Below are 20,096 nucleotides of genomic sequence, written 5' to 3'. Positions count from 1 at the left end.
CGCATGCAGTGAGCGGTTTTCCTGGTTTCGGGGTTCGCGGGGCGACGTGGCGATGGGGTCAACGCGTGGGCATCCCGCTCGTTTCGCGGCGCGGCAATGCGTCTTCGCGGATCATGGCGGCCGCTTTCTCGCCGATCATGATGCAGGGCGCGTTGGTGTTGCCGGCGTTGATCGTCGGCATGATTGCGCCGTCGGCGACGCGCAAGCGCTGCACGCCATGAACCCGGAGCCGCGCGTCGACGACAGCCATCGCATCCATGCCCATCTTGCAGGTTCCGACCTGATGCCAGCCGCAATTGCCGATGGTCTTGAGATGCTCGAGCAAGCGTTCATCGGTGGTGGCGCCGGGGCCCGGCGAAATTTCTTCGACGACGCGCTCGGCCATCGGCCGGGCAGCCATGATTTCGCGCATCCGGCGCACGCCGCGCAGCGTGCGGATCGCGTCGTCCGGCGCCGCCAGATAGTTGGGCTGGAAGACAGGCGCTTCGAGCGGATCGGGAGAGGCGAGGTCGACCCAGCCGCGCGAAGCCGGATTGAGCAGCACCACGCCGGCGCTGAGACCGGGGAAGCTGTCGACGATGACGGCGCCCTTCGGATGGAAGGTGTAGGACAGGGGCCGCAGCACCAGTTGCAGATCGGGCTGCCCGATCTCCGCGGAGCTGCGCACGAAGGCCGCGCCTTGCGACGCGGAGATCGCCAGGACGCCGGTGCGCGTCAGCAGATAGCGCGCACCTTCGACATATTTGCGCAACCCGGAAAGACGCTGGTTATACGAGCTGCCCGGCGTGACTTTCCGGATCATCGGCGCAAACCAGTGGTCCTGGAGGTTTTGTCCCACGCCCGGCAGGTCCACGCGCGTGTCGATGCCCCTGGCCTGCAGTTTCGCGCCGTCGCCGATGCCCGACAGCATCAGCAGGTGAGGCGAATTGAGCGAGCCTGCCGAGATCACGATTTCCCGCGCAGCCTCGATGATGCGCCGCTCGCCGTTCTGCAGGATCTCGATGCCGGTCGCCACGCTGCCTTGCATCACCACGCGCAGGACGCGCGCATTGCCGAGGACCGTCAGGTTGCGGCGCTGCAGGTGAGGCTCGATGAAGGCGTTGAAGGATGTCTCGCGGCGTCCGTCGCGGATCGTATGCTGCTGAAAGTCGACGCCCTCGTAAGGCGGCGCGTTGAGATCCTCGATATGCGGAATGCCGATACTGTCGGCGGCGCGAATGAAATCCTCGATCGCGGGGCTGCGGGTAACGGGATCGGAAACCCGCAGCGGGCCGTCTGCGCCGTGATATGCGCTGGCGCCCCGGGCATTGGACTCGGAACGCTTGAAGTAGGGCAGCACGTCTTCCCACCCCCAGCCGTCGTTGCCGAGGCTTTTCCAGCGTTCGTAATCCAGCGGATTGCCGCGGATATAGACCATGCCGTTGACGGCGCTGGTGCCGCCCATCGTGCGCCCGCGCGGCCAGTAGATCTTGCGGTCGTGAATCTGCGGGCCGGCTTCGGTGAAATACGACCAGTTGTAGCGCTTTTCCAGGAACAGCCGCCCCATGCCCGCCGGCGAGCGAATCCAGAAATTGTCGGCCGGCCCGCCTGCCTCGATCAGCAACACCCGGTTCTGCGGATCTTCCGACAGGCGGCTGGCAACAGGACAGCCCGCCGAGCCGGCACCCACGACGATGTAGTCATAAATTTCCATGCGCGTTTTCCTTGTGCCCGGGAAGGGCGTCATCTCGCCGGGGCGGCTTCAGCTCGACAGTTGATCTGCATGACTGACCGGTAAGCCGATCGATTTGATTTCGACATAGCCATCGAAGCCTTCGATGCCGGCCTCGCGGCCGATCCCGGATTTCTTCCTGCCGCCGAGCGGCGAGTGATAGCCCGCGCTGGCACCGTTGATATCGATTGCACCGGTCCGGATACGTCTGGCGACATTCACCGCCCGTTCGGTGTCGGCGGAGAACACGGCACCGTGCAGTCCATAGGCCGAGTTGTTGGCGATTGCCACGGCTTCGTCGTCGGTGTCGAAGGACAGGATCGAGATCACGGGGCCGAAGATTTCTTCCTGCGCGATCACCGCATCCTGGTCGACGTCGGCGAAGATCGTGGGCTCCACGAACCAGCCGCACGTGAGCCCCTTCGGCCGGCCGCCGCCGAGCACGAGCCGGGCTTCCTGTTTGCCTTTCGCGATATAGCCTTCGACCCGGTCGCGTTGACGGGCACTGACGAGCGGCCCGATCTGGGTCTGCGGATCGAACGGATCGCCGACCGGCATCGAGCGAACCATCTCGACGAACGCGTCGATCAGTTCGTCCTTGCGGTGTTTCGAGACGAGCAGCCGCGTCTTGTTGCTGCACACCTGGCCGGAATTGCGTAGCGAGCCCATCCGCAGTGACTCCACCGCCTTGCCGATATCGGCATCGTCGAGCACGACGGCGGGCGATTTGCCGCCCAGTTCCAGCGTGACGCGCTTGATCTCGTTTCCGCACAACGCCCCGAGGCGCTGGCCGGCGGCGCTGGAACCCGTGAACGACACCTTGTCCACCTCCGGATGCATGCAGAGGTACTCGCTGACCTCGCGGTCGGCAGGGAGCAGGTTCAGCACGCCCTTCGGCAAACCGGCCTTCTGCGCGAGTTCGGCCAGCAGATAGGCATCGAGCGGCGTTTCGGGCGCGGGCTTGAGGATGACGGTGTTCCCGGCCAGCAGCGCCGGGGCGAGCTTCATGACCGCGATCTGCAGCGGTGCGTTCCATGGCACGACAGCCGCTACGACGCCGAGGGGTTCGCGTAACACGAGGCCAGTGCCTGTCGCCGTGGTGCGCACCTGCGAAAACGGATAGTGCGGCGCCACCTCGAGGAACATGCCCAGCATGCTGATGGGCCCGCCCGCCTGCATCCATCGCGAGATCGAGATCGGGCAGCCCATCTCCTCGGTGACGAGGTGCGCGATCAGGCTTTCATGCTCGATCAGCAGCTCGCGCAACCGGGCCATCACGTCCATGCGCTCGTGCAGCGACATGCGTGGCCACGGGCCGTGGTCGAATGCACGACGCGCAGCGGCGACGGCGGCATCCGCGTCCACTATCGACGCGGAGATGACGCTGGCCATCTTCTCCTCGGTCAGCGGTGAAACGAGATCGACGAAGTGCGTGGAGTCCGGGTTGACCCACGCTCCATCGATGTACAGCCGGTCGTGTCGGCCTTCCCAGATCATGATTGTTCTCCGCCCGTCGCGCTCAGCCCTTGATGTACTGGTCGAAGTTGTCGCCGAAACTCGCGCCCGTGCCGAGCGGTTCGGCGCGGACGACCGCGGCCAGCAGCGTGGCCGGCTCGCCGCCGGTTTCGCGCCAGCTGTGCTTGACCCCGCGATCGACGATCAGGTCGCCTGCCTTGAGTTCCACGCTGCCCGTTTCGAGTTCGAGGAGCACCTTGCCGCTCAGGACAACGACATAATCGATCGTGTCGGTCGTATGCCAGGCCGACGGCGCATCGGATGCGGACGGAGAAAACAGCAGGAAGAAGGTCGAGCTGGAAAAGGTGTCGGTCCCGAACGGCGCCGCCGCCTCGTCGTTGCCGGCGTTGCTGACCGGATAGCCGTCCGTTTTCCAGATCACGGCCGGCACGCCCTGGCACGCGGGAATCCGGTTCAACGTGTTGTCGGATACCACGCAGGATTTGCCTTCGTTGTCGAGGCCCGTGACGATGCGGCGATGGGTGAATGCCATTGTTTTCTCCTGATACGCAGCGAAAATTTCCGATCGGCGATCGATCGGTTCTGGAAATCCGGAACGGATGGGAGAAGGCTATCGGGTGAGGCAGCGCATGTCTGCTACCTGCCGAGGGGGCGCAAATACCCTGGGTCGTCGTTCGTATTGCCTCTGCGTGACCGGTTTCGTCGAGCCGGATACGAGGCAACTTGCCTGCCCGGTGTCCCGGGAAACACGCGATTACAGCGAAACGGAGAGTGATGTGATGTCTATGTCGGCGCGCTGGAATGCTATTCTTTTCGGAAAGACATGACTCGAACGAATCATGGAGACAGACGTGGGTACCAAGGTAGAAAGGTCCGCTTCTTCAGCGATGGCGAAGGACTTGCGATGGAGTACCGGCTTCCAGTGGAACAGCCTGCTGGCTTCTTTCGGGCGTCCGACATTCGAAGTCGAGGTGACGCGGCTGCTGGTCGAGGCGCTTGGTGTCGACCAGGTGCATATCTTTCGCGGCACGGTCGACGAACCGCAGATCGTTGCATCCATTTGCGCGAGCGGAACCGGAAGAGCCGAGCAGCAGAGCGAACGCTATATCGATCAGAAAGTGTGGCGCTTCGATTCCGAGTTTTCCCGCTACGACCATGACATCGAGCACGGTCCGGCCGTCTTTCGCTTCGATACCGTACGTACCAAGAGCCAGGAAATGCGGGATTTTTACGAGTTCGTCGACGTGGGCGAGCGGGTCATCGCCATTGGCGACAGTCCGTCCGGGCGGCTCTATCTGGCCGGCATCCGGTCACGGGTACGCGGACGCTTTACGGCGGACGAGGAGCATCGATTGCGCCTGCTCGGCGAGGTGGCCTTTCCGATGGTGGCGCGGCATTACGCGTTGCAACTGGAAAAGCAGGCGATGTCCAGGGCACTGACGTCACTGCCCATCATCGAAAGGTGTCTGTCGCTGTGCCGCGAGAATTTCCCGAAGCGCGAAGGCCAGGTGGCCGCGCGCATGCTCTACGGCCTGTCGACGGAAGGCATCGCACTGGACCTGGGAATCAGTGCGGATACGGTCGTCTGCTATCGACGCCGCTTCTATCAGCGTTTCGGGATCGGTGGTTTTCGCGACCTGGTGATCTGGTACATGGATCTGTATGGCACGGTGGGGCATTACCTGGAGCCGAACTAGTCATCCCGCTCTTTTACGGCGGGTCATATGGCCGTGCCTCTAAACGGCGAACCGATCGGCGCGGGAACGCCGAACGGATTCGCCACGGCGCAGGTATCGGTCAGGGCTTGTGGTAGTACTTCGGATAATACTTGGCGACGACCGGCGTCGATTCCGCCCACGTCCGGCAACGGTTGATGAAGAAAGGCAGCGTGTCGTTGCCGAACGTCGTGTCGACCTGGTCGGGCATGAACTGCGACTGATACGAGAAGATCGTCTGGTAGGCGGTCGTCGCCATCGACAGGATCAGGTCTCTCAGGTGCGTGCAACTCCGCACGCCGCCGAGGGTGTCGTCAACTGCACGCCTGAAACCGCGCGTCAGCGATTTTCCGACGAGCAACTGCGTGGGATCGTTCGCGCCCGGGCAATACGCGAACGGCGTCGCGGGCATCGACGTGGCCACTTCGTGAATCTTCAGTTCGTTGTCGACGGTCAGTCTTGCACACATGTTGTGGTACGGCGTGCCGGCGGGCAGCGTGCCGCGTTCACGATCCACACTGTCGTAGCCCTTTTCGTCGACGATCTCTCCTTCGATGTCCCACAGGCCATCGTCGCGTAGAAAACCCCGGGTAATGACGCGCCGCTCGTGCAACATCTGTCGTGGTTGGGGAGGGGGCAGCTTCATTTCGTCATTTCCTTCGGAGCAAGGCGGGTGTGCGTTGCGTTGAACGGGCATCGATGGTTTGGGGAACGGCGATCGCGGTGCATGTGCGACCGCGACGTGGCGGGGGGCGAAGCTATGTTGATGGATAGATATCGCGACCGGTGCGGAGCTTCGTACCGCGGGGGCGATTTTAATCTACCTTCCGTTAGGCTGGGGCGCAGCGGAGGGGCGAGCGGAATGGATGTGTCGGCCGGCGGCCATTGCCGCTTTGCCTTCATGGAAGCCTTCTTGTGCGTGTGACTCCGGCGATTCGGCGCGGAAAGGGCGGCCGGCATGCTTACCAGCCGATGTCGGCCGCCGGCGACATCAGAGCGTCGTATAACCGCCGTCGACTACCAGTTCCGCGCCCGTCACGTAGGACGACTCGTCGCTTGCAAGAAAGAGCACGACGTTCGCGACTTCCTCGGGCTTGCCCGGGCGGGACAGCGGGATCTTGGAAAGGACGGCCTTCACGATCTCGGGATCCTCGAACAGATACGCGCTCTGCGGGGTATGGATCAGGCCCGGATGCACGGAATTCACACGAATGCCGAACGCTGCCAGATCCACCGCGGCACCTTTCGACAGGAGACGGTTCGCCCCTTTCGATGCACCGTAGCCGGGATGCAGGTTGGGGAAACAGATCATCCCGGCGATCGACGACATGTTCACGATCGATCCACCGCCCGCCTTCTTCATGTGAGGCAGGACCGCCTTGATGCCCAGGAACTGGCCGTTGAGGTTCAGCGCGATCAGCTGGCTCAGCCCGTCGAGGGTGGCCTGGTCCCAGGTTTCCGGCGTGCCGGGCAATCCCGCGTTGTTCACGAGAACGTTCACTTGCCCCCATTGCGCCAGCGCCTTGTCGACGGCGGCCTGCCAATCGTCTTCCCGGGTGACGTCCAGCCGGGCGTGATCCGCGGTCAAGCCTTGTTCCCGAATCTCCGCCGCAACCTGCGCGGCGCCATCGTCGCGGATATCCGTGACCAGGACATTCGCACCTTCGAGCGCGAGGCGTCGTGCGCTGGCGGCGCCCATGCCGCTGGCAGCGCCGGTGATGATCACGGTTTTTCCGAGCATTCGATTCATTCAAGTCTCCTGGAAATGTTGTTCTTGAATCAGCTTTTCATGCAGGACTACTTATCGAGAAAGCAGGGCGACTCGAGGCAGCTGCCGCAGGTAACCTCCGGGGTGCGCCGTGAACCGGTGAGCGGGTCAGCCGCGCGATGTCAGTCGTGCAGTCGACTGGATGGCGGCCGCTCAGGTAGCGAACACGGATATCGCGTTACGTCCGGGGCATTCGAGTGCTTGTGCAGCGTATCCGCATCGAGTTGCCCCGTAAATTCGCATTTTTGGAATTGTCGCTTCGACGGGCCCGAATCGCAGCGTGTCTCAGTCGATTTGTTCCGAGAGATGGAATCGGGTTGCCGAATCGCCATCGCTCGGTGGTGGTTGATGTCGGCGCGGGGCGCAGAAGAGGATGACGAGTCGCCGCACGTCATCGGGCAGCTGAGTTACATATCGGACGGCTGGGACGACTGCGCGCCGGCTACGTCCCGACGTTCTTCGGACGGCGTGGACTGGCGCCGGTACTGCAGCGGCGAACAGGACATCGTCCTCTTGAACGCCGTGCTGAACGCGCTTTCGGATTCGTAGCCGAGCGAGAAGGCGATCGACGAGACGCTCTGGTCGCCGTCGCGCAGGAGATTCGCGGCCGTCAGCATGCGCCAGCGTGTCACATAGCCGATGGCCGTCCCGCCTTCCAGCTCCTTGAACCGTTGCGCGAAGCCCGAACGCGACATCCCGGCGATCTTCGCCAGTTCCGCGAGCGTCCACGGATGGGCCGGATCGGCATGGATCGCACGAATGGCCGCACCGATCTGCCGGTCGGACAGCGCCAGGAACCAGCCGGGAGACAGGTTGGTCGAGGTTTCCAGGTGAAGCCGCAGTACCTGCACCAGCATGCAGTGGACGAGGTGCGTGGCCATCAGCGCCGAACCCGGTCGTTCTTGGCGGACTTCCTCGGCAAGCTGCTCCAGCGACCAGCGCAGCACTTCCGCATGACCCGTCGCGCTCGGGACATTGACGATCGCCGGCAGCGTGTCGAACAACGGCGCGGCGTGGCTCGCGGAAACGTCGAAGCGCCCGCTGATCAGCAGCACTTCGCCGCCGCCGTTCCAGACCGCCACGCCATCGCGGGCCGCGGCGTCCATGACCGGCTGGCTGTCGGCAGGCGGCAGTGCGGGATCGGACGAGAGCACGAAACGACGGCCGCTGTTCAACAGGAAGCAGTCGCCCGGGTTGAACCGTACGGGTTCGGCAAGGTCGTCGACGATGCCCCAGCAGCTGCCGCGTACCACGGCGGTGAACTTGATGCCCGGATTGGCCGGAAACGAAAAGGACCAGTCTCCCGCCGCATCGAGCGACGCGTAGAACTGGCTGCGCGGCTTCAGGAGCGTGAGTACGTCTGAAAGGGGATCCATCGCGGCTTCCTGGACGATCTACAAAGAATGAAAGACTTTATCGTATGGAGTGTCCAAGGCTCAACCGCTAATCTTGGGGCATCGAAGGAGGCGGCGTGCCGATCTCCTTTTGTCCCTGGAGCGCCGGGCCTGGGCCCGGATTGTCATGCGGCAGTCGTTGCACGCTCCTTCAGCCCGATGGTGGGCGGACACGGCAAGGAGCAGGTTCATGAGCATGGTGTGGTTCATTACCGGCGCGTCGTCGGGATTCGGGCGGGCGCTGGCGGAAGCGGTGCTGGCCGTCGGCGACAGCGCCGTGCTGGCGGCGCGCAGGGGCGATGCACTCGACGCGATCGTCGGCCGGCATGGCGATCGTGCACTGGCGGTAACGATGGATGTGACGAACGCCGACGCGCGGCAGCGGGCCGTTCGCGTGGCGCTGGAGCGCTTCGGGCGGGTCGACGTGCTCGCGAACATCGCGGGCAGGGGATCGTGCGGTGCGGCGGAAGAGTTTTCGGGCGAGCAGCTTCGCGAACAACTGGAGCTCAACTTCATCGCGCCGGTCGAGCTGACGCGGGAAGTGTTGCCCCATATGCGCGCACGGGGCGCCGGGCACATCCTCAACCTGACCAGCATCGCGGGTCTCGCGCCCATTCCGGCCTGCGCACTCTATTGCGCCGCGAAATTCGCGCTCGAAGGATGGAGCGAGACACTGCATCAGGAGGTCGGGCCGCTGGGCATCCGGGTGACGATCGTCGAGCCGGGTGGTTTCCGTACGGAATTCAATGGCGCGGCGATCATGCGGCCGGACCAGACCATTGACGCATACCGGCCGACGGTCGAGCCGATTCTGCAGTTCCTCGAGAGCGAGAGCGGCCGGCAGCCGGGAGACCCGGACAAGGCCGCGCGACTGATGATCGAAGCGGTCGACAGCGATACGCCGCCGCTGAGATTGATGCTCGGCGCCGACGCGTATCAGCTCTGGGAAAAGACGGCGGCCGCGCGCGATACCGATATTTCCGCGTGGCGCGAGAAGGGCGAGGCCACGGCCTACGACGACGCGCAATTGACGCCGATCGGCGGCGCTTGAGCGCATACGTTCACGTTCATTGAATCAGGATTGCAAAGGAATCGATATGAGCAAGAAGCCAAAAGTCTGGCTGGTCACGGGTGCATCGTCGGGCTTCGGCAAGGCACTGGCCGAGGCCGTCATCGCCAACGGCGACAGCATTGCCGTCACCGCCCGTCGTCTGGATCGACTGCAAGCCATCGCGCAGGGGCATGAAGATCGCGTGCTGCCGCTGGCCGTGGACGTGACCGACGCCGCAGCACGAGACAAGGCCGTGGCCGATACGCTGGCGCGCTTCGGTCGCATCGACGTGCTGGCCAACGTCGCCGGTCGAGGGGTGGCCGGTGCCTGCGAGGAGTTCAGCCTCGATCAGTTGCGCGAGCAGATGGAGCTGAATTTCTTCGCCGCTGCTGAGATGACCCGCGCGGTGCTGCCGCAGATGCGCACGCAGGGCTCCGGTCACGTGCTCACCGTGAGCAGCATTGCGGGGCTGGTGTCGATGAACGCCGCGGGCCCGTACTGTGCAGCGAAATTCGCGATCGAGGGCTGGACCGAAGCGCTGGCGATCGAGGCCAGGCCGCTCGGCATTCACGTCACGCTGGTCGAACCCGGCGCGTTCCGCACCGAGTTCGCGGGCGACGTCAACATGCGGCCCGTGCAGCGTATCGATGCTTACCGGCCCATGGTCGAGCCGTTCGAAGCCTATCTCGCGCACTCCGCCGGCAAGCAGATGGGCGATCCCGCCAAGGCCGCGCGGCGCATGCTGGAAGTCGTCGCAAGCGACGCACCGCCCGTGCGCCTGATGCTGGGCCGGGATGCGTTCTCGATCTGGGATGCGACCATCGCGAAGCGTATTCAGGATATCGACAGCTGGCGTGCAAGTGGCGAGGACACCGCATTCGACGGCGCCGAACTGGAGGAAATCCGGCTGTAACGCGCTCGCAGTGCGAAGGAAGAGGGGCCGGTCGATGTGGTCGACCGGCCCCTCTTCAGTCAGGATGACCGGCAGGAATTCCGCCGGTCAAACCGACGCAGGCGTAGCGGATTGCAAGTGACGGACATCCGGCAAAGAGCGCTGCATGTCGACGCAGCGCACGCGTTGCATGACCTGCGGCACTTGCGCCAGCGTTGCGCGATAGCGAAGGGGATTGCGCGTCTGAATGCGCACGCCCGGCTCGATCAGGTGCGTCGTCGATATGTCGACTGCGACATACGGCAGCGCCTTGACGACGGGAGGCAGCGCACCGGTTTTTCGCGACGCGAATGAAAACGCGGTGTAGCCGTCGATGATCGCTTTGACGTCGTGCGCCGGATCGCACAACCCGCCGGGACGCCGCCCCGAGGCGATCGGCATGGCGAGTCGACCCTGCCGGCACCCGCATTCGCGAATCGGCCGGGCAGGATTCAAATCTCTCAGAGAGCCTGAGCGGTGTTCTTCACTGCGCCCGGAATAGCCGTGTCCTCGCCACGTGCGCGCCATGCGCCGAGATCGCGGTTACGCGACGCGACGGCGCCGTCCCACAGCTGGTAGGCGTCCTCGCCCAGCATCAGGCGAACCGGCGCGGTGTCGTCAGCCACCATGTCGACGACCACCTGCATGCCCTTGACCGGGTCGCCCATCTGCTGGCCGTTCTGCGTGGTGTAGTACTCGTCCATCCCGGCATCCAGCGGCGCGTAGGCGGCGATCCGGTGTTCGGCCTTCATCGCCGCGCTGCCCGCGAAGCCGGTGCGGAACGCGCCCGGCTCGACCAGCGTCACGCGGATACCGAACGGCTTGACCTCGTGGTGCAGCGCCTCGGTGAAACCTTCCAGCGCAAACTTGGACGCGTTGTACAGGCCGCTGCCGGGAAAGGCCACCAGCCCGACCATCGCCGGCTTGCAGGGCAAGGCGATGCTGGCACTGGGTGGAGCAGCCGGCAATTTCCAGGCCGACCGTCAGTATTCGGCGAGCCTGAAATACACGGTCGGCAATCTCCTGATCAGTGCGGGAGTCTATTCCGGCAACAGTGGCGGTACCGTGTCGACGCCGGTCCCGACAACGGTCGCATTCTGGGGGCGCGCGATCGGCGCAATCTACAATTTCGGCGCCGTCACGGCGAAGGCGCAGTTCGTCAACTACAAGGTGGCGCAATCGTACGATTCCAACGTCTACAGTGCGGGGCTCGACAGTTATGTCACGCCGCAGCTGAATCTCAACGGCGGAATCTATTTCACCAGTGACCGGAACCACACGGCGAATCATTCCATCATGGGGGCCGCCGGGGCCACCTACAACCTCTCGAAAAGCACCGCGCTCTACGCGCAAGTCGCTGTCGTGAACAACCACGGCACGATGAATACCGGTATTTCGGCCGACGGGGCGCTGTACGGGGTCCAGGGGACGACCGTGGGTGCGGATATCGGTATCCGGCATTTCTTCTGAACGGTGGGGGCGGCGTGGCGGGGATGTCCGGGTGAGCGATCGCGGCGCGTTCGAGCGATCATCGCCTTGGGCGCTCAACATGCGCTTGGTATACTTCGACATCTTCCCGCCCTCGACGCTATTCCAGCATGCCCAGCTCCGATACTTCGGCCAAGCGCCAGCCCACTGCCAAACGTACCAGGGGGCGCCCGTCCGGCACTGCGCATGTGGGTTTCGATTCGCTGCTGCGATGTGCGCGACAGCGGTTTGCCAAGCAGGGCTACGCTGCCACCAGCGTGCGGGAGATTGCGGGTCTCGCGGGCGTCGATCCTGCATTGATGGCACATCATTTCGGATCGAAAGAAGGGCTGTGGACCGCGGTCGTCGACCAGTTGGCCGCGCAGCTGGCGCAGTTGATCGAGACCACGAACCAGTTGCGCAACAGCCGGATGTCGCCGATCGAACGGATCAGGCAGGCATTGACACTCCTTACCGACAGCGTGTTCGAAAATCCGGATATCGGCATGTTTCTTTCGACTGCCACGACCGAGCACGGCGAGCGCTTGAACGTACTCGTGGAAAGATTGATCAGCCCCTATCGCGACGCACTCATTCCGCTTCTCGAGGATGCAATCGAAGCCGGCAAGATGAAGCCTCACGATCCCGAGTTGTTGCACGCGATGATCGTGAATTCGATCAGCAATACGATCTCTTACGGGCACGTGCTCGAGAAGTTTTCAACGCTGCCGGAGCAACCGGAAAAATTCAAGCAAGGTGTGCTGGATATCGCAATGGGGCTGCTGCGATAGCCTGGCGCGTCAGGATGCCGGGCGGGCAGCGGCTGTCACGCAACAGCCGCGGTGGCCTGGTATTGCGCCGGTGTGGGGCAGTGCGGTGCGGTTGCCGATTCGTCGAACGTCGCCAGCAGATGGTCGATGAAGGTTCGTACCTTGGCGGGCAAGTGGCGACGGCTGGGGTAGACGATACCGAACGTCGGCGCGGGCGCCCAGTGATCCGGAAGGACGCGCTTCAGCGTGCCTTGCTCGAGTTCCCGTTGAACCAGTGCGGGCTGAATCAACGCGATTCCTGCGCCCGACAGGACCATCTGCATCAGGAAATCGATATTGTTGGCCACGAAGGCCGGGTTGCAGGTGACCGTCACGGTGCCGTCGGCACTGTCCAGTTGAAGCTCGGATTTTCCGCGGTGGGGGCCCGAGATCGCGAGATACGCGTGCTCGGCCAGCTCCTCCGGGCGCGTCGGGTCACCGCGCCGCTGAAGATAGCCGGGTGATGCAACGGCGATGAGCGGCGCGCTGAAGACTGCGCGTGCGACGAGGCTCGTGCATGACAACGACGACAGGTTGACGATGCCGGCATCGTATCCGTCGGCGACCAGATCGACGGGGCGATCGACCAGCACGGGGACCGGAAGTACCTCCGGATACGAATCGCAATAGTCACGCAGGCACGACGACAGGTGCCGCAGCGACAGGCCGACGGAGACCGCTACGCGCAGGGTTCCGGACGGCGTTTGCGTCGGCACCGATACCGCGTGCTCGACTTCGTCGAGCTTCGCGAGAATGCCGCTGACACGCGTGTAGTACGTCTTCCCGAAATCCGTAAGCGACACACTCCGCGTTCTGCGGACGAGCAGGCGCCTTTCCAGTTGTTCCTCGAGCCAGTTGACGCGACGGCTGATCATCATTTGAGAGATGCCGAGGCGGGTGGCCGCACGGATAAAGCTCCCGTCGTTCACGACCTGTACGAACGACCGCATCGATTGAAGTTTGTCCATTTCGCTTTCCGGGTTCAGGCGCCGTTTCCGTCCCGGGCATGTCGCACCTTTCAATCGATGGGCGCGGCTTGTGCATGGGAACGGTCGTCGGCATCGTCTGCCAACAATATTCAACATGTGTTGAATAAAATGATATCGCAAAAATGATCCTGCGTGAAGCATGCCCGCGACCGCTTCACATCGTCATGCCATCCACTGCGTGTTATCGCGTCGATCGAGCCGGCGTCATGGGCGGGCGGTAATCCTGTCGACACGCGTGCCGGATTCGATGTCGACCGTTCATCCGGGCGGTTCAATCGCTGAAATTCCCCATCTGCACGAGCATCTGGTGTTTCGTTACCTCGATCTGAGCGGCACTTCTAGCTGCGGCCTGTTCCTCCTCGTAAGAGCCGCCTGGTGCCTGGCCTGACGCCGCCACGAGCGTACCGTCGATCGCATGGTTGACGATCGAACGGTTGACAGCGTCACGACGGATGCCCTACCATCGCATTAAATCAACAAGTGATGAATAAAATTCGACCATGAGGATTCCGGCCATCGGGGACGGATAGCGCGCGGCGCGCTGTGTTTCCGCCCCCGGCACGACAGGCGCCCGTCAACCCGGGTTGCATGCCCGCCACGTCGGGTGGATGCCCCGTCGCATCGCACGCGTCATTTGCACGGGTGAATCGTTGCGAAGGGTGGTGCGTGAGCGGGCGGGATGTCCGGGACCGCTCACGTCCTTTCTTATAGATCAGTACACCTACTGAATGGGTGGGATTCATGCTGCGCGCAGAAATCGTCGAATCCGGTGCAGCTTGCCGATTCGAGGTTGCGCGCGGCAGATCGTATGCATGTCGCGATGGCGGATGCGGCGGGCAGGCGCCCATATCGATAGACGAACCGGACTTGTCGTTCAGCCCGGCGCACGGAGGGGCTTCCCCCGTGGCGGCCGGATTCGCAACGTTGAGAGTGAGAAACATGAAACGAACAGTGAGGGATGTTGTATGTACCGGATGATCATTCCCAAGAGAAGCGCCTTGCTTGCGACGTGTGTCGTGGTCGGGTCGATGGCCGTCGCCGGATGCCAGAAGAAGGAAGCCGCGGTGGCGGCCGTCCCCGAGGTCGGCGTGGTCACGCTGCAGCCGCAGGAGATCACGCTCAAGTCGTTGTTGCCGGGTCGCGCGAATTCGTGGCGTGTCGCCGAAGTGCGCCCGCAGGTCAACGGCGTGATCAAGCGGCGGCTCTTCGTCGAAGGCGAGGATGTCAAGCAGGGGCAGCAGCTTTACCAGATTGACGATGCGCCGTACAAGGCCGCGTACGAGAAGGCGCGTGCCGCGCTGGTGTCGGCGCAGCATCTCGCCGAGCGCAATGAAAAGCTGCTTGCCGACAACGCGGTGAGCCGTCAGCAGTACGACGACTCGGTGTCGTCGTACCGCCAGGCGCAGGCTGATCTCGATACCGCGAAGGTCAACCTCGACTACACGAAGGTCTACGCGCCGATCGCCGGGCGCATCGGCCGCTCGCTCGTGACCGAAGGCGCATTGGTCACGAACGGCCAGGCGCAGTCGATGGCCGTCATCACGCAGCTCGATCCCATTTATGTCGACGTGACGCAGTCGTCGTCCGACATGCTGCGACTGCGCAAGGAACTTGCCGACGGCCAGTTGCAGACCGTCAGCGCAGGGGCCGCCAGTGTCGGGCTGTTGCTCGAGGACGGCACGTCGTATGCGCATGGCGGCACGCTGAAGTTCTCCGAAGTCAGCGTCGACGAAGGCACAGGCTCGGTGACGTTGCGTGCCCAGTTCCCGAATCCGGATCACCAGATCCTGCCGGGCATGTTCGTGCGCACGAAGCTCGACGAGGGCATCAAGCGGGACGCGATCCTGGTGCCGCAGCAGGGCATCACGCGCGATACGACGGGCACGCCGGTGGCCTGGGTCGTCGGTGCCGACGGCAAGGTGCAACTGAAGCAGCTCGCGGTGGACCGGACGGTCGGCAATACGTGGCTCGTTCGCTCCGGGCTGAATGCGGGCGAACGCGTGGTGACCGAAGGCGTGCAGAAACTGCAGCCCGGCATGAAGGTCGTCGTGGCACCCGCGACGAACGTCCATGTCGACCTGGGTGACGCGCGCATCGCCGCGCCGTCCACGGCAAACGGCAGCTAGTCGGAGCGCGCATGTCACAGTTCTTCATCAGGCGGCCCATCTTTGCGTGGGTGATCGCCATCGTCATCATGCTGGCCGGTTATCTGGCGATCCGGTCGTTACCGATCAACCAGTATCCGAACATCGCGGCGCCCGCGGTGTCGATCACGGTCAGCTACCCGGGCGCGTCCGCGCAGACGGTTCAGGACACGGTCGTCCAGCCGATCGAGCAGCAGCTCAACGGCCTCGACGGGCTGCGTTACATGTCGTCGGAAAGCAATGCCGACGGCAGCATGACGATCGTCGCGACGTTCGACCAGGGCACCAACCCCGATATCGCGCAGGTCCAGGTGCAGAACAAGCTGTCGCTCGCGACGCCGCTTCTGCCTCAGGAAGTGCAGCAGCAGGGGATTCGCGTCGTCAAGTACCAGATCAACTTCATGATGGTCGCGGCGCTCGTTTCCGAAGACGGGAAAATGTCGAGCGGCGACCTCGGCAACTATCTGGCGTCGAACCTCCAGGATCCGATCCTGCGAACGAAAGGGGTGGGCGACTACCTGCTGATGGGTTCGCAGTACGGGATGCGGGTCTGGCTCGACCCGGCGAAGCTCGACAGCTATTCGCTCACGCCGCTCGATGTCACGAATGCGATCCGGTCGCAGAACGTCCAGGTGTCGTCGGGCCAGCTCGGCGGTTTGCCGACGCGGCGCGGCGTGGAACTGAGCGCGACCGTGATCGGGAAGGTGCGCCTGCGTACCGCCGACGAGTTCAAGCAGATCCTGCTCAAGGTGAATGCCGACGGGTCGCAGGTCAAGCTCGGCGACGTCGCGACCGTGAGCCTCGGGCCGGAGAACTACTCGATCTCGAGCATGTACAACGGCAAGCCGTCGGCCGGTATCGCACTGCGTCTGGCGACCGGCGCGAACCTGCTCGAGACGGTGGAATCCGTCAAGAAGCTGCTCAAGGAACAGGAAGCGCTGCTGCCGCCGGGCGTGAAGATCGTCATTCCGTACGACACGTCGCCGGTCGTTCACGCGTCGATTCACGAAGTGGTCAAGACGCTGATCGAAGGCATCATCCTCGTGTTCCTGGTGATGTACCTGTTCCTGCAGAACATCCGCGCGACGCTGATTCCGACGCTGGCGGTTCCGGTCGTGCTGCTGGGCACGTTCGGCGTGCTCGCCGCGTTCGGCTTCACGATCAACACGCTCACCATGTTCGGCATGGTGCTGGCGATCGGCCTGCTGGTCGACGATGCGATCGTCGTGGTGGAGAACGTCGAGCGCGTGATGACCGAGGAAGGGCTGAGCGCGCGGGAAGCGACCAGCAAGTCGATGGGACAGATCCAGGGCGCGCTGGTCGGCATCGCGATGGTGCTGTCGGCCGTGTTCCTGCCGATGGCGTTCTTCGGCGGGTCGACGGGTGTGATCTATCGCCAGTTCTCGATCACGATCGTGTCGGCGATGGCGCTGTCGGTGCTGGTTGCACTGGTGTTCACGCCGGCGTTGTGCGCGACGATGCTCAAGCCGGGCGATGCCGATCATCACGTGAAGAAGGGCTTCTTCGGGTGGTTCAACCGGACGTTCGACCGCGGGACCGACCGCTACGAAGGTGCAGTCGCAGCGATCCTGCGCAAGAAGGGCCGCTACATTGTCATCTACCTGCTGATCGTGGTCGGCATGGGCTTCCTGTTCACGCGCATTCCGACGGCTTTCCTGCCGGACGAAGACCAGGGGACGCTGTTCGTCCAGATCCAGATGCCGGGCAACGCATCGGCGGAACGGACCGAAGACGCGTTGACCAAGGTGCGCGACTACCTGCTGAAGGACGAGGCGGATGTCATCGAGTCGGTCTACACCGTGAACGGCTTCAACTTCGCGGGACGCGGGCAGAACTCGGCGCTGGCATTCGTCTCGCTCAAGCCGTGGGAGAAGCGCAAGGGTAGCGATACGAGCGTGTTCGGCCTGGCGCAGCGCGCTGGCGCGGCCTTTGCAAAGATCAAGGACGGCATCGTGATTCCGATCGTGCCGCCGGCGATCATGGAAATGGGTAACTCGCAGGGCTTCGACGTGTATCTCCAGGATCGTAACGGTCAGGGCCACGGCGCGCTGATGGCGGCACGCGACCAGTTCCTGAAGCTCGCGCATGAAAACCCGCTGCTGGCAAACGTTCGCCCGAACGGCATGAACGACGAGCCGCAGTTCCACATCGATATCGACGATGAGAAGGCGCGTGCGCTGCAGGTCAGCATCGCCGACGTCAACGATACGATGACTGCCGCCTGGGGTTCCCAGTACGTTAACGACTTCGTCGATCGCGGCCGCGTGAAGAAGGTGTACGTCCAGGGCGTGCCGGATGCGCGCGTGGGTCCGGAGGATCTCTACAAATGGTATCTGCGCAACGGCAGCGGCCAGATGGTGCCGTTCTCGGCAGTGGCCTCGGGGCACTGGGAATACGGTTCGCCGAAGCTCGAGCGATACAACGGCATTCCGGCCGTCGAACTGCAGGGCCAGCCGAAAGCCGGCCACAGCTCGGGCGAAGCGATGCAGGAGATCGAGAAGATCGCGGCGCAGTTGCCGAACGGATTCGGGCTGGCGGTCACGGGGCTGTCCTATGAGGAACAGTTGTCGGGCTCGCAGGCACCGGCGCTCTATGCGCTGTCGATCCTGATCGTGTTCCTCTGTCTTGCCGCGCTGTACGAGAGCTGGTCGGTGCCGTTCTCGGTGCTGATGGTCGTGCCGCTCGGCGTGATCGGTGCCGTGGTTGCGACGCTGGCGCGCGGCCTGACGAACGACGTGTTCTTCCAGGTGGGCCTGCTGACGACGGTCGGCCTGTCCGCGAAGAACGCGATCCTGATCGTCGAATTCGCGAAGGAGCTGTACGAAAAAGAAGGGATGTCGCTGATGCAGGCGGCCGTTCAGGCGGCACGGCTGCGGCTGCGCCCGATCATCATGACGTCGATGGCGTTCGTGCTCGGCGTGCTGCCGCTCGCGATCTCGAACGGCGCCGGCTCGGGCAGCCAGCACTCGGTCGGTACGGGCGTGGTCGGCGGGATGATGACCGCGACGTTCCTGGCCATTTTCTACGTGCCGTTGTTCTATGTGCTGGTGACGGGCCTGTTCTCGCGCGGCAAGACAGGCAAGGCCGACAAGGCCGACGACATCGACAAGGTTGACGAGGTGACCGCATGAAGATCGTGAAACTTGCGGTATTGCCCGCAGCGTTGCTGATGGCGAGCTGCACGATGATCCCAACCTATCATCGTCCCGACCCGTCGGTCGCCGCGCAGTACGCGACGGCCGCGCAGGACAACGCCGGCAAGCCGTCGGCCGCGGAAGTCGGCTGGCGCGACTTCTACACCGACCCGCACCTGCAGACGCTGATCGGCATGGCGCTGGAAAACAACCGCGACCTGCGCGTGGCCGTGCTGAACATCGAAGCGGCGCGCGCGCAGTACCGGATCCAGCGGGCGGACCTGCTGCCGACGCTGTCGGCCAGCGCGTCCGGGTCGATCCAGCGGCTGCCGTCGGACCTGTCGACGACGGGGCAGGCCGGTGTCACGCGGTCCTACAACGTCGGGGGCGTCGCGTCGTACGAGCTGGACCTGTTCGGCAAGATCCGCAGCCTGACGGAGCAGGCGATGCAGACGTATCTGGCGACCGAGGCCACGCGCCAGGCGACCCGGATCAGCCTGATCGCCGAGGTGGCCACGGCGTGGCTGACGCTGCAGGCCGACCAGGACATCAAGGCGCTGACGGCCGACACGCTCGCCAGCCAGCGGGCGTCGCTGAAGATCGTCGATTCGGGGTACCGGAACGGCACGTCGTCGTTGCTCGACCTGCGTCAGGCGGAGACGACCGTGCGTGCCGCGGAAGCGAATCTCGCGCAATACGACCGGCAGGTGCGGACCGACATCAACGCGCTGACGCTGCTGGTAGGTGCGCCGCTCGACGACGCACTGCTGTCGCGCGAGTCGTTGGCGACGGTTCGGCTCGACGAGGATCTGCCGGCCGGGCTCCCTTCGGATCTGCTTGCGCGGCGGCCGGACATCATGGCGGCCGAGCATCAGCTGATGGCGGCCAACGCGAACATCGGCGCCGCCCGCGCCGCGTTCTTCCCGAGCATTTCGCTGACGGCGAGCGGCGGCACGGCCAGTGCGTCGTTGCGCAACCTGTTCGATCCCGGCAGCGCCGCGTGGTCGTTCGGGCCGACGATCAGCGTGCCGATCTTCGACTACGGGCGCAACAGCGCGAACCTGGAGGTATCGAAGGTCAATCGCGACATCGAAGTCGCGACGTACCAGAAGGCGGTCCAGACGGCGTTTCGCGAAGTCTCCGACGCGCTCGACGGGCGTGCGACCTGGGGGCAGCAGGAAACGGCCCAGCGCCTGCTGGTGGACGCGAGCCAGTCGGCGTACCGGTTGTCCGACGTACGCTATCGCGAGGGTGTCGACGGGTACGTGAACGTGCTCGTCAACCAGCGCTCGCTGTACGACGCGCAGCAGAATCTCGTGAAGGTCCGGCTGGCGAGGATGTCGAACACGGTCGACCTCTACCGCGCATTGGGCGGCGGCTGGCAGGACCGGACGGTGAAAGCCGACGTGTCGACCGATCGGGCCACGCATCCGCCGGGTTGACCGGCGACGCGAAGCAGGACACCGCAACGGGCCCGGCCCGTTCG

16 protein-coding genes and 1 pseudogene are annotated in these 20,096 nt (G+C 64.0%); 8 read left to right on the top strand and 9 right to left on the bottom strand.

Annotated features, from left to right (window positions below; genetic code table 11):
* Nucleotides 1-58: 58 nt before the first annotated feature.
* From BCO18175_RS31440 to BCO18175_RS31430, 3 genes are read right to left on the bottom strand one after another with little or no spacing between them, the layout of a single operon-like run.
* The gene (locus tag BCO18175_RS31440; RefSeq protein ID WP_174986683.1) at nt 59-1,693 is read right to left on the bottom strand and encodes a GMC family oxidoreductase; all 1,635 of its coding nucleotides are present in this window, start codon (nt 1,691-1,693) and stop codon (nt 59-61) included.
* Between the two features lie 48 nt (nt 1,694-1,741).
* Entirely contained in the window at nt 1,742-3,208 is a 1,467-nt protein-coding gene (locus BCO18175_RS31435) for an aldehyde dehydrogenase (protein WP_174986681.1), read from the bottom strand.
* Nucleotides 3,209-3,230: 22 nt separating this feature from the next.
* Entirely contained in the window at nt 3,231-3,719 is a 489-nt protein-coding gene (locus BCO18175_RS31430; protein WP_174986678.1) for a cupin domain-containing protein, read from the bottom strand.
* Between the two features lie 319 nt (nt 3,720-4,038).
* On the opposite strand from BCO18175_RS31430, the gene BCO18175_RS31425 reads away from it, so the two are divergent.
* Nucleotides 4,039-4,884, top strand: a complete 846-nt coding sequence (locus tag BCO18175_RS31425) for a helix-turn-helix transcriptional regulator (protein WP_174986676.1) — start codon at nt 4,039-4,041, stop codon at nt 4,882-4,884.
* Between the two features lie 100 nt (nt 4,885-4,984).
* Here BCO18175_RS31425 and BCO18175_RS31420 read toward each other — a convergent pair whose 3' ends face one another.
* The 3 genes from BCO18175_RS31420 to BCO18175_RS31410 all read right to left on the bottom strand — a co-directional run bounded on the left by BCO18175_RS31420 (nt 4,985) and on the right by BCO18175_RS31410 (nt 8,046).
* Entirely contained in the window at nt 4,985-5,548 is a 564-nt protein-coding gene (locus BCO18175_RS31420) for a DUF2889 domain-containing protein (protein ID WP_174986674.1), read from the bottom strand.
* A gap of 345 nt (nt 5,549-5,893) precedes the next feature.
* The gene (locus BCO18175_RS31415; protein WP_174986672.1) at nt 5,894-6,652 is read right to left on the bottom strand and encodes an SDR family NAD(P)-dependent oxidoreductase; all 759 of its coding nucleotides are present in this window, start codon (nt 6,650-6,652) and stop codon (nt 5,894-5,896) included.
* A 425-nt stretch (nt 6,653-7,077) separates the two neighbouring features.
* Complete coding sequence (locus tag BCO18175_RS31410; protein WP_174986670.1) at nt 7,078-8,046, bottom strand: AraC family transcriptional regulator; 969 nt, start codon at nt 8,044-8,046, stop codon at nt 7,078-7,080.
* Between the two features lie 109 nt (nt 8,047-8,155).
* Between BCO18175_RS31410 and BCO18175_RS31405 the strand changes: the two genes are divergently transcribed.
* Nucleotides 8,156-9,115, top strand: a complete 960-nt coding sequence (locus BCO18175_RS31405) for an oxidoreductase (RefSeq protein WP_254608197.1) — start codon at nt 8,156-8,158, stop codon at nt 9,113-9,115.
* A gap of 46 nt (nt 9,116-9,161) precedes the next feature.
* The gene (locus BCO18175_RS31400; protein ID WP_174986668.1) at nt 9,162-10,028 is read left to right on the top strand and encodes an oxidoreductase; all 867 of its coding nucleotides are present in this window, start codon (nt 9,162-9,164) and stop codon (nt 10,026-10,028) included.
* Nucleotides 10,029-10,115: 87 nt separating this feature from the next.
* Here the strand turns inward: BCO18175_RS31400 and BCO18175_RS31395 are convergent, their stop codons facing one another.
* Together BCO18175_RS31395 and BCO18175_RS31390 are read right to left on the bottom strand one after the other, a co-directional pair.
* Nucleotides 10,116-10,574, bottom strand: coding sequence for a hypothetical protein (locus BCO18175_RS31395; RefSeq protein ID WP_174986666.1), 459 nt, complete (start codon nt 10,572-10,574; stop codon nt 10,116-10,118).
* Complete coding sequence (locus BCO18175_RS31390) at nt 10,508-10,963, bottom strand: SDR family NAD(P)-dependent oxidoreductase (protein WP_254608196.1); 456 nt, start codon at nt 10,961-10,963, stop codon at nt 10,508-10,510. Before BCO18175_RS31390 ends, BCO18175_RS31395 begins: the two co-directional genes overlap by 67 nt.
* Here BCO18175_RS31390 and BCO18175_RS31385 point away from each other — a divergent pair.
* A pseudogene (locus BCO18175_RS31385) lies at nt 10,950-11,516 on the top strand (porin); the annotation flags it as partial. The gene BCO18175_RS31390 and the pseudogene BCO18175_RS31385 sit on opposite strands and share 14 nt — an antisense overlap.
* Before the next feature lie 128 nt (nt 11,517-11,644).
* Complete coding sequence (locus BCO18175_RS31380) at nt 11,645-12,304, top strand: TetR/AcrR family transcriptional regulator (protein ID WP_174986664.1); 660 nt, start codon at nt 11,645-11,647, stop codon at nt 12,302-12,304.
* Between the two features lie 35 nt (nt 12,305-12,339).
* Here BCO18175_RS31380 and BCO18175_RS31375 read toward each other — a convergent pair whose 3' ends face one another.
* A complete protein-coding gene (locus BCO18175_RS31375; protein WP_254608195.1) occupies nt 12,340-13,407 on the bottom strand; it encodes a LysR family transcriptional regulator in 1,068 nt (355 codons plus the stop codon).
* Nucleotides 13,408-14,276: 869 nt separating this feature from the next.
* Here BCO18175_RS31375 and BCO18175_RS31370 point away from each other — a divergent pair.
* Genes BCO18175_RS31370 through BCO18175_RS31360 form a run of 3 tightly spaced genes read left to right on the top strand, consistent with a single transcriptional unit; the run spans nt 14,277 to nt 20,052 of the window.
* Entirely contained in the window at nt 14,277-15,437 is a 1,161-nt protein-coding gene (locus tag BCO18175_RS31370) for an efflux RND transporter periplasmic adaptor subunit (RefSeq protein WP_438820519.1), read from the top strand.
* A gap of 11 nt (nt 15,438-15,448) precedes the next feature.
* Nucleotides 15,449-18,607: an efflux RND transporter permease subunit gene (locus BCO18175_RS31365; protein ID WP_174986662.1), complete on the top strand. Its 3,159-nt coding sequence runs from the start codon at nt 15,449-15,451 to the stop codon at nt 18,605-18,607.
* Nucleotides 18,604-20,052 (top strand): efflux transporter outer membrane subunit, encoded by a 1,449-nt coding sequence (locus BCO18175_RS31360; protein WP_174986660.1) that lies wholly within the window; start codon nt 18,604-18,606, stop codon nt 20,050-20,052. The genes BCO18175_RS31365 and BCO18175_RS31360 overlap by 4 nt, the downstream gene beginning before the upstream one ends.
* Nucleotides 20,053-20,096 lie beyond the last annotated feature (44 nt).

It is taken from the genome of Burkholderia lata, from assembly GCF_902499335.1.
Lineage (GTDB): Bacteria > Pseudomonadota > Gammaproteobacteria > Burkholderiales > Burkholderiaceae > Burkholderia > Burkholderia lata_B.
This window is presented reverse-complemented; position numbering and strand designations above follow the sequence as displayed.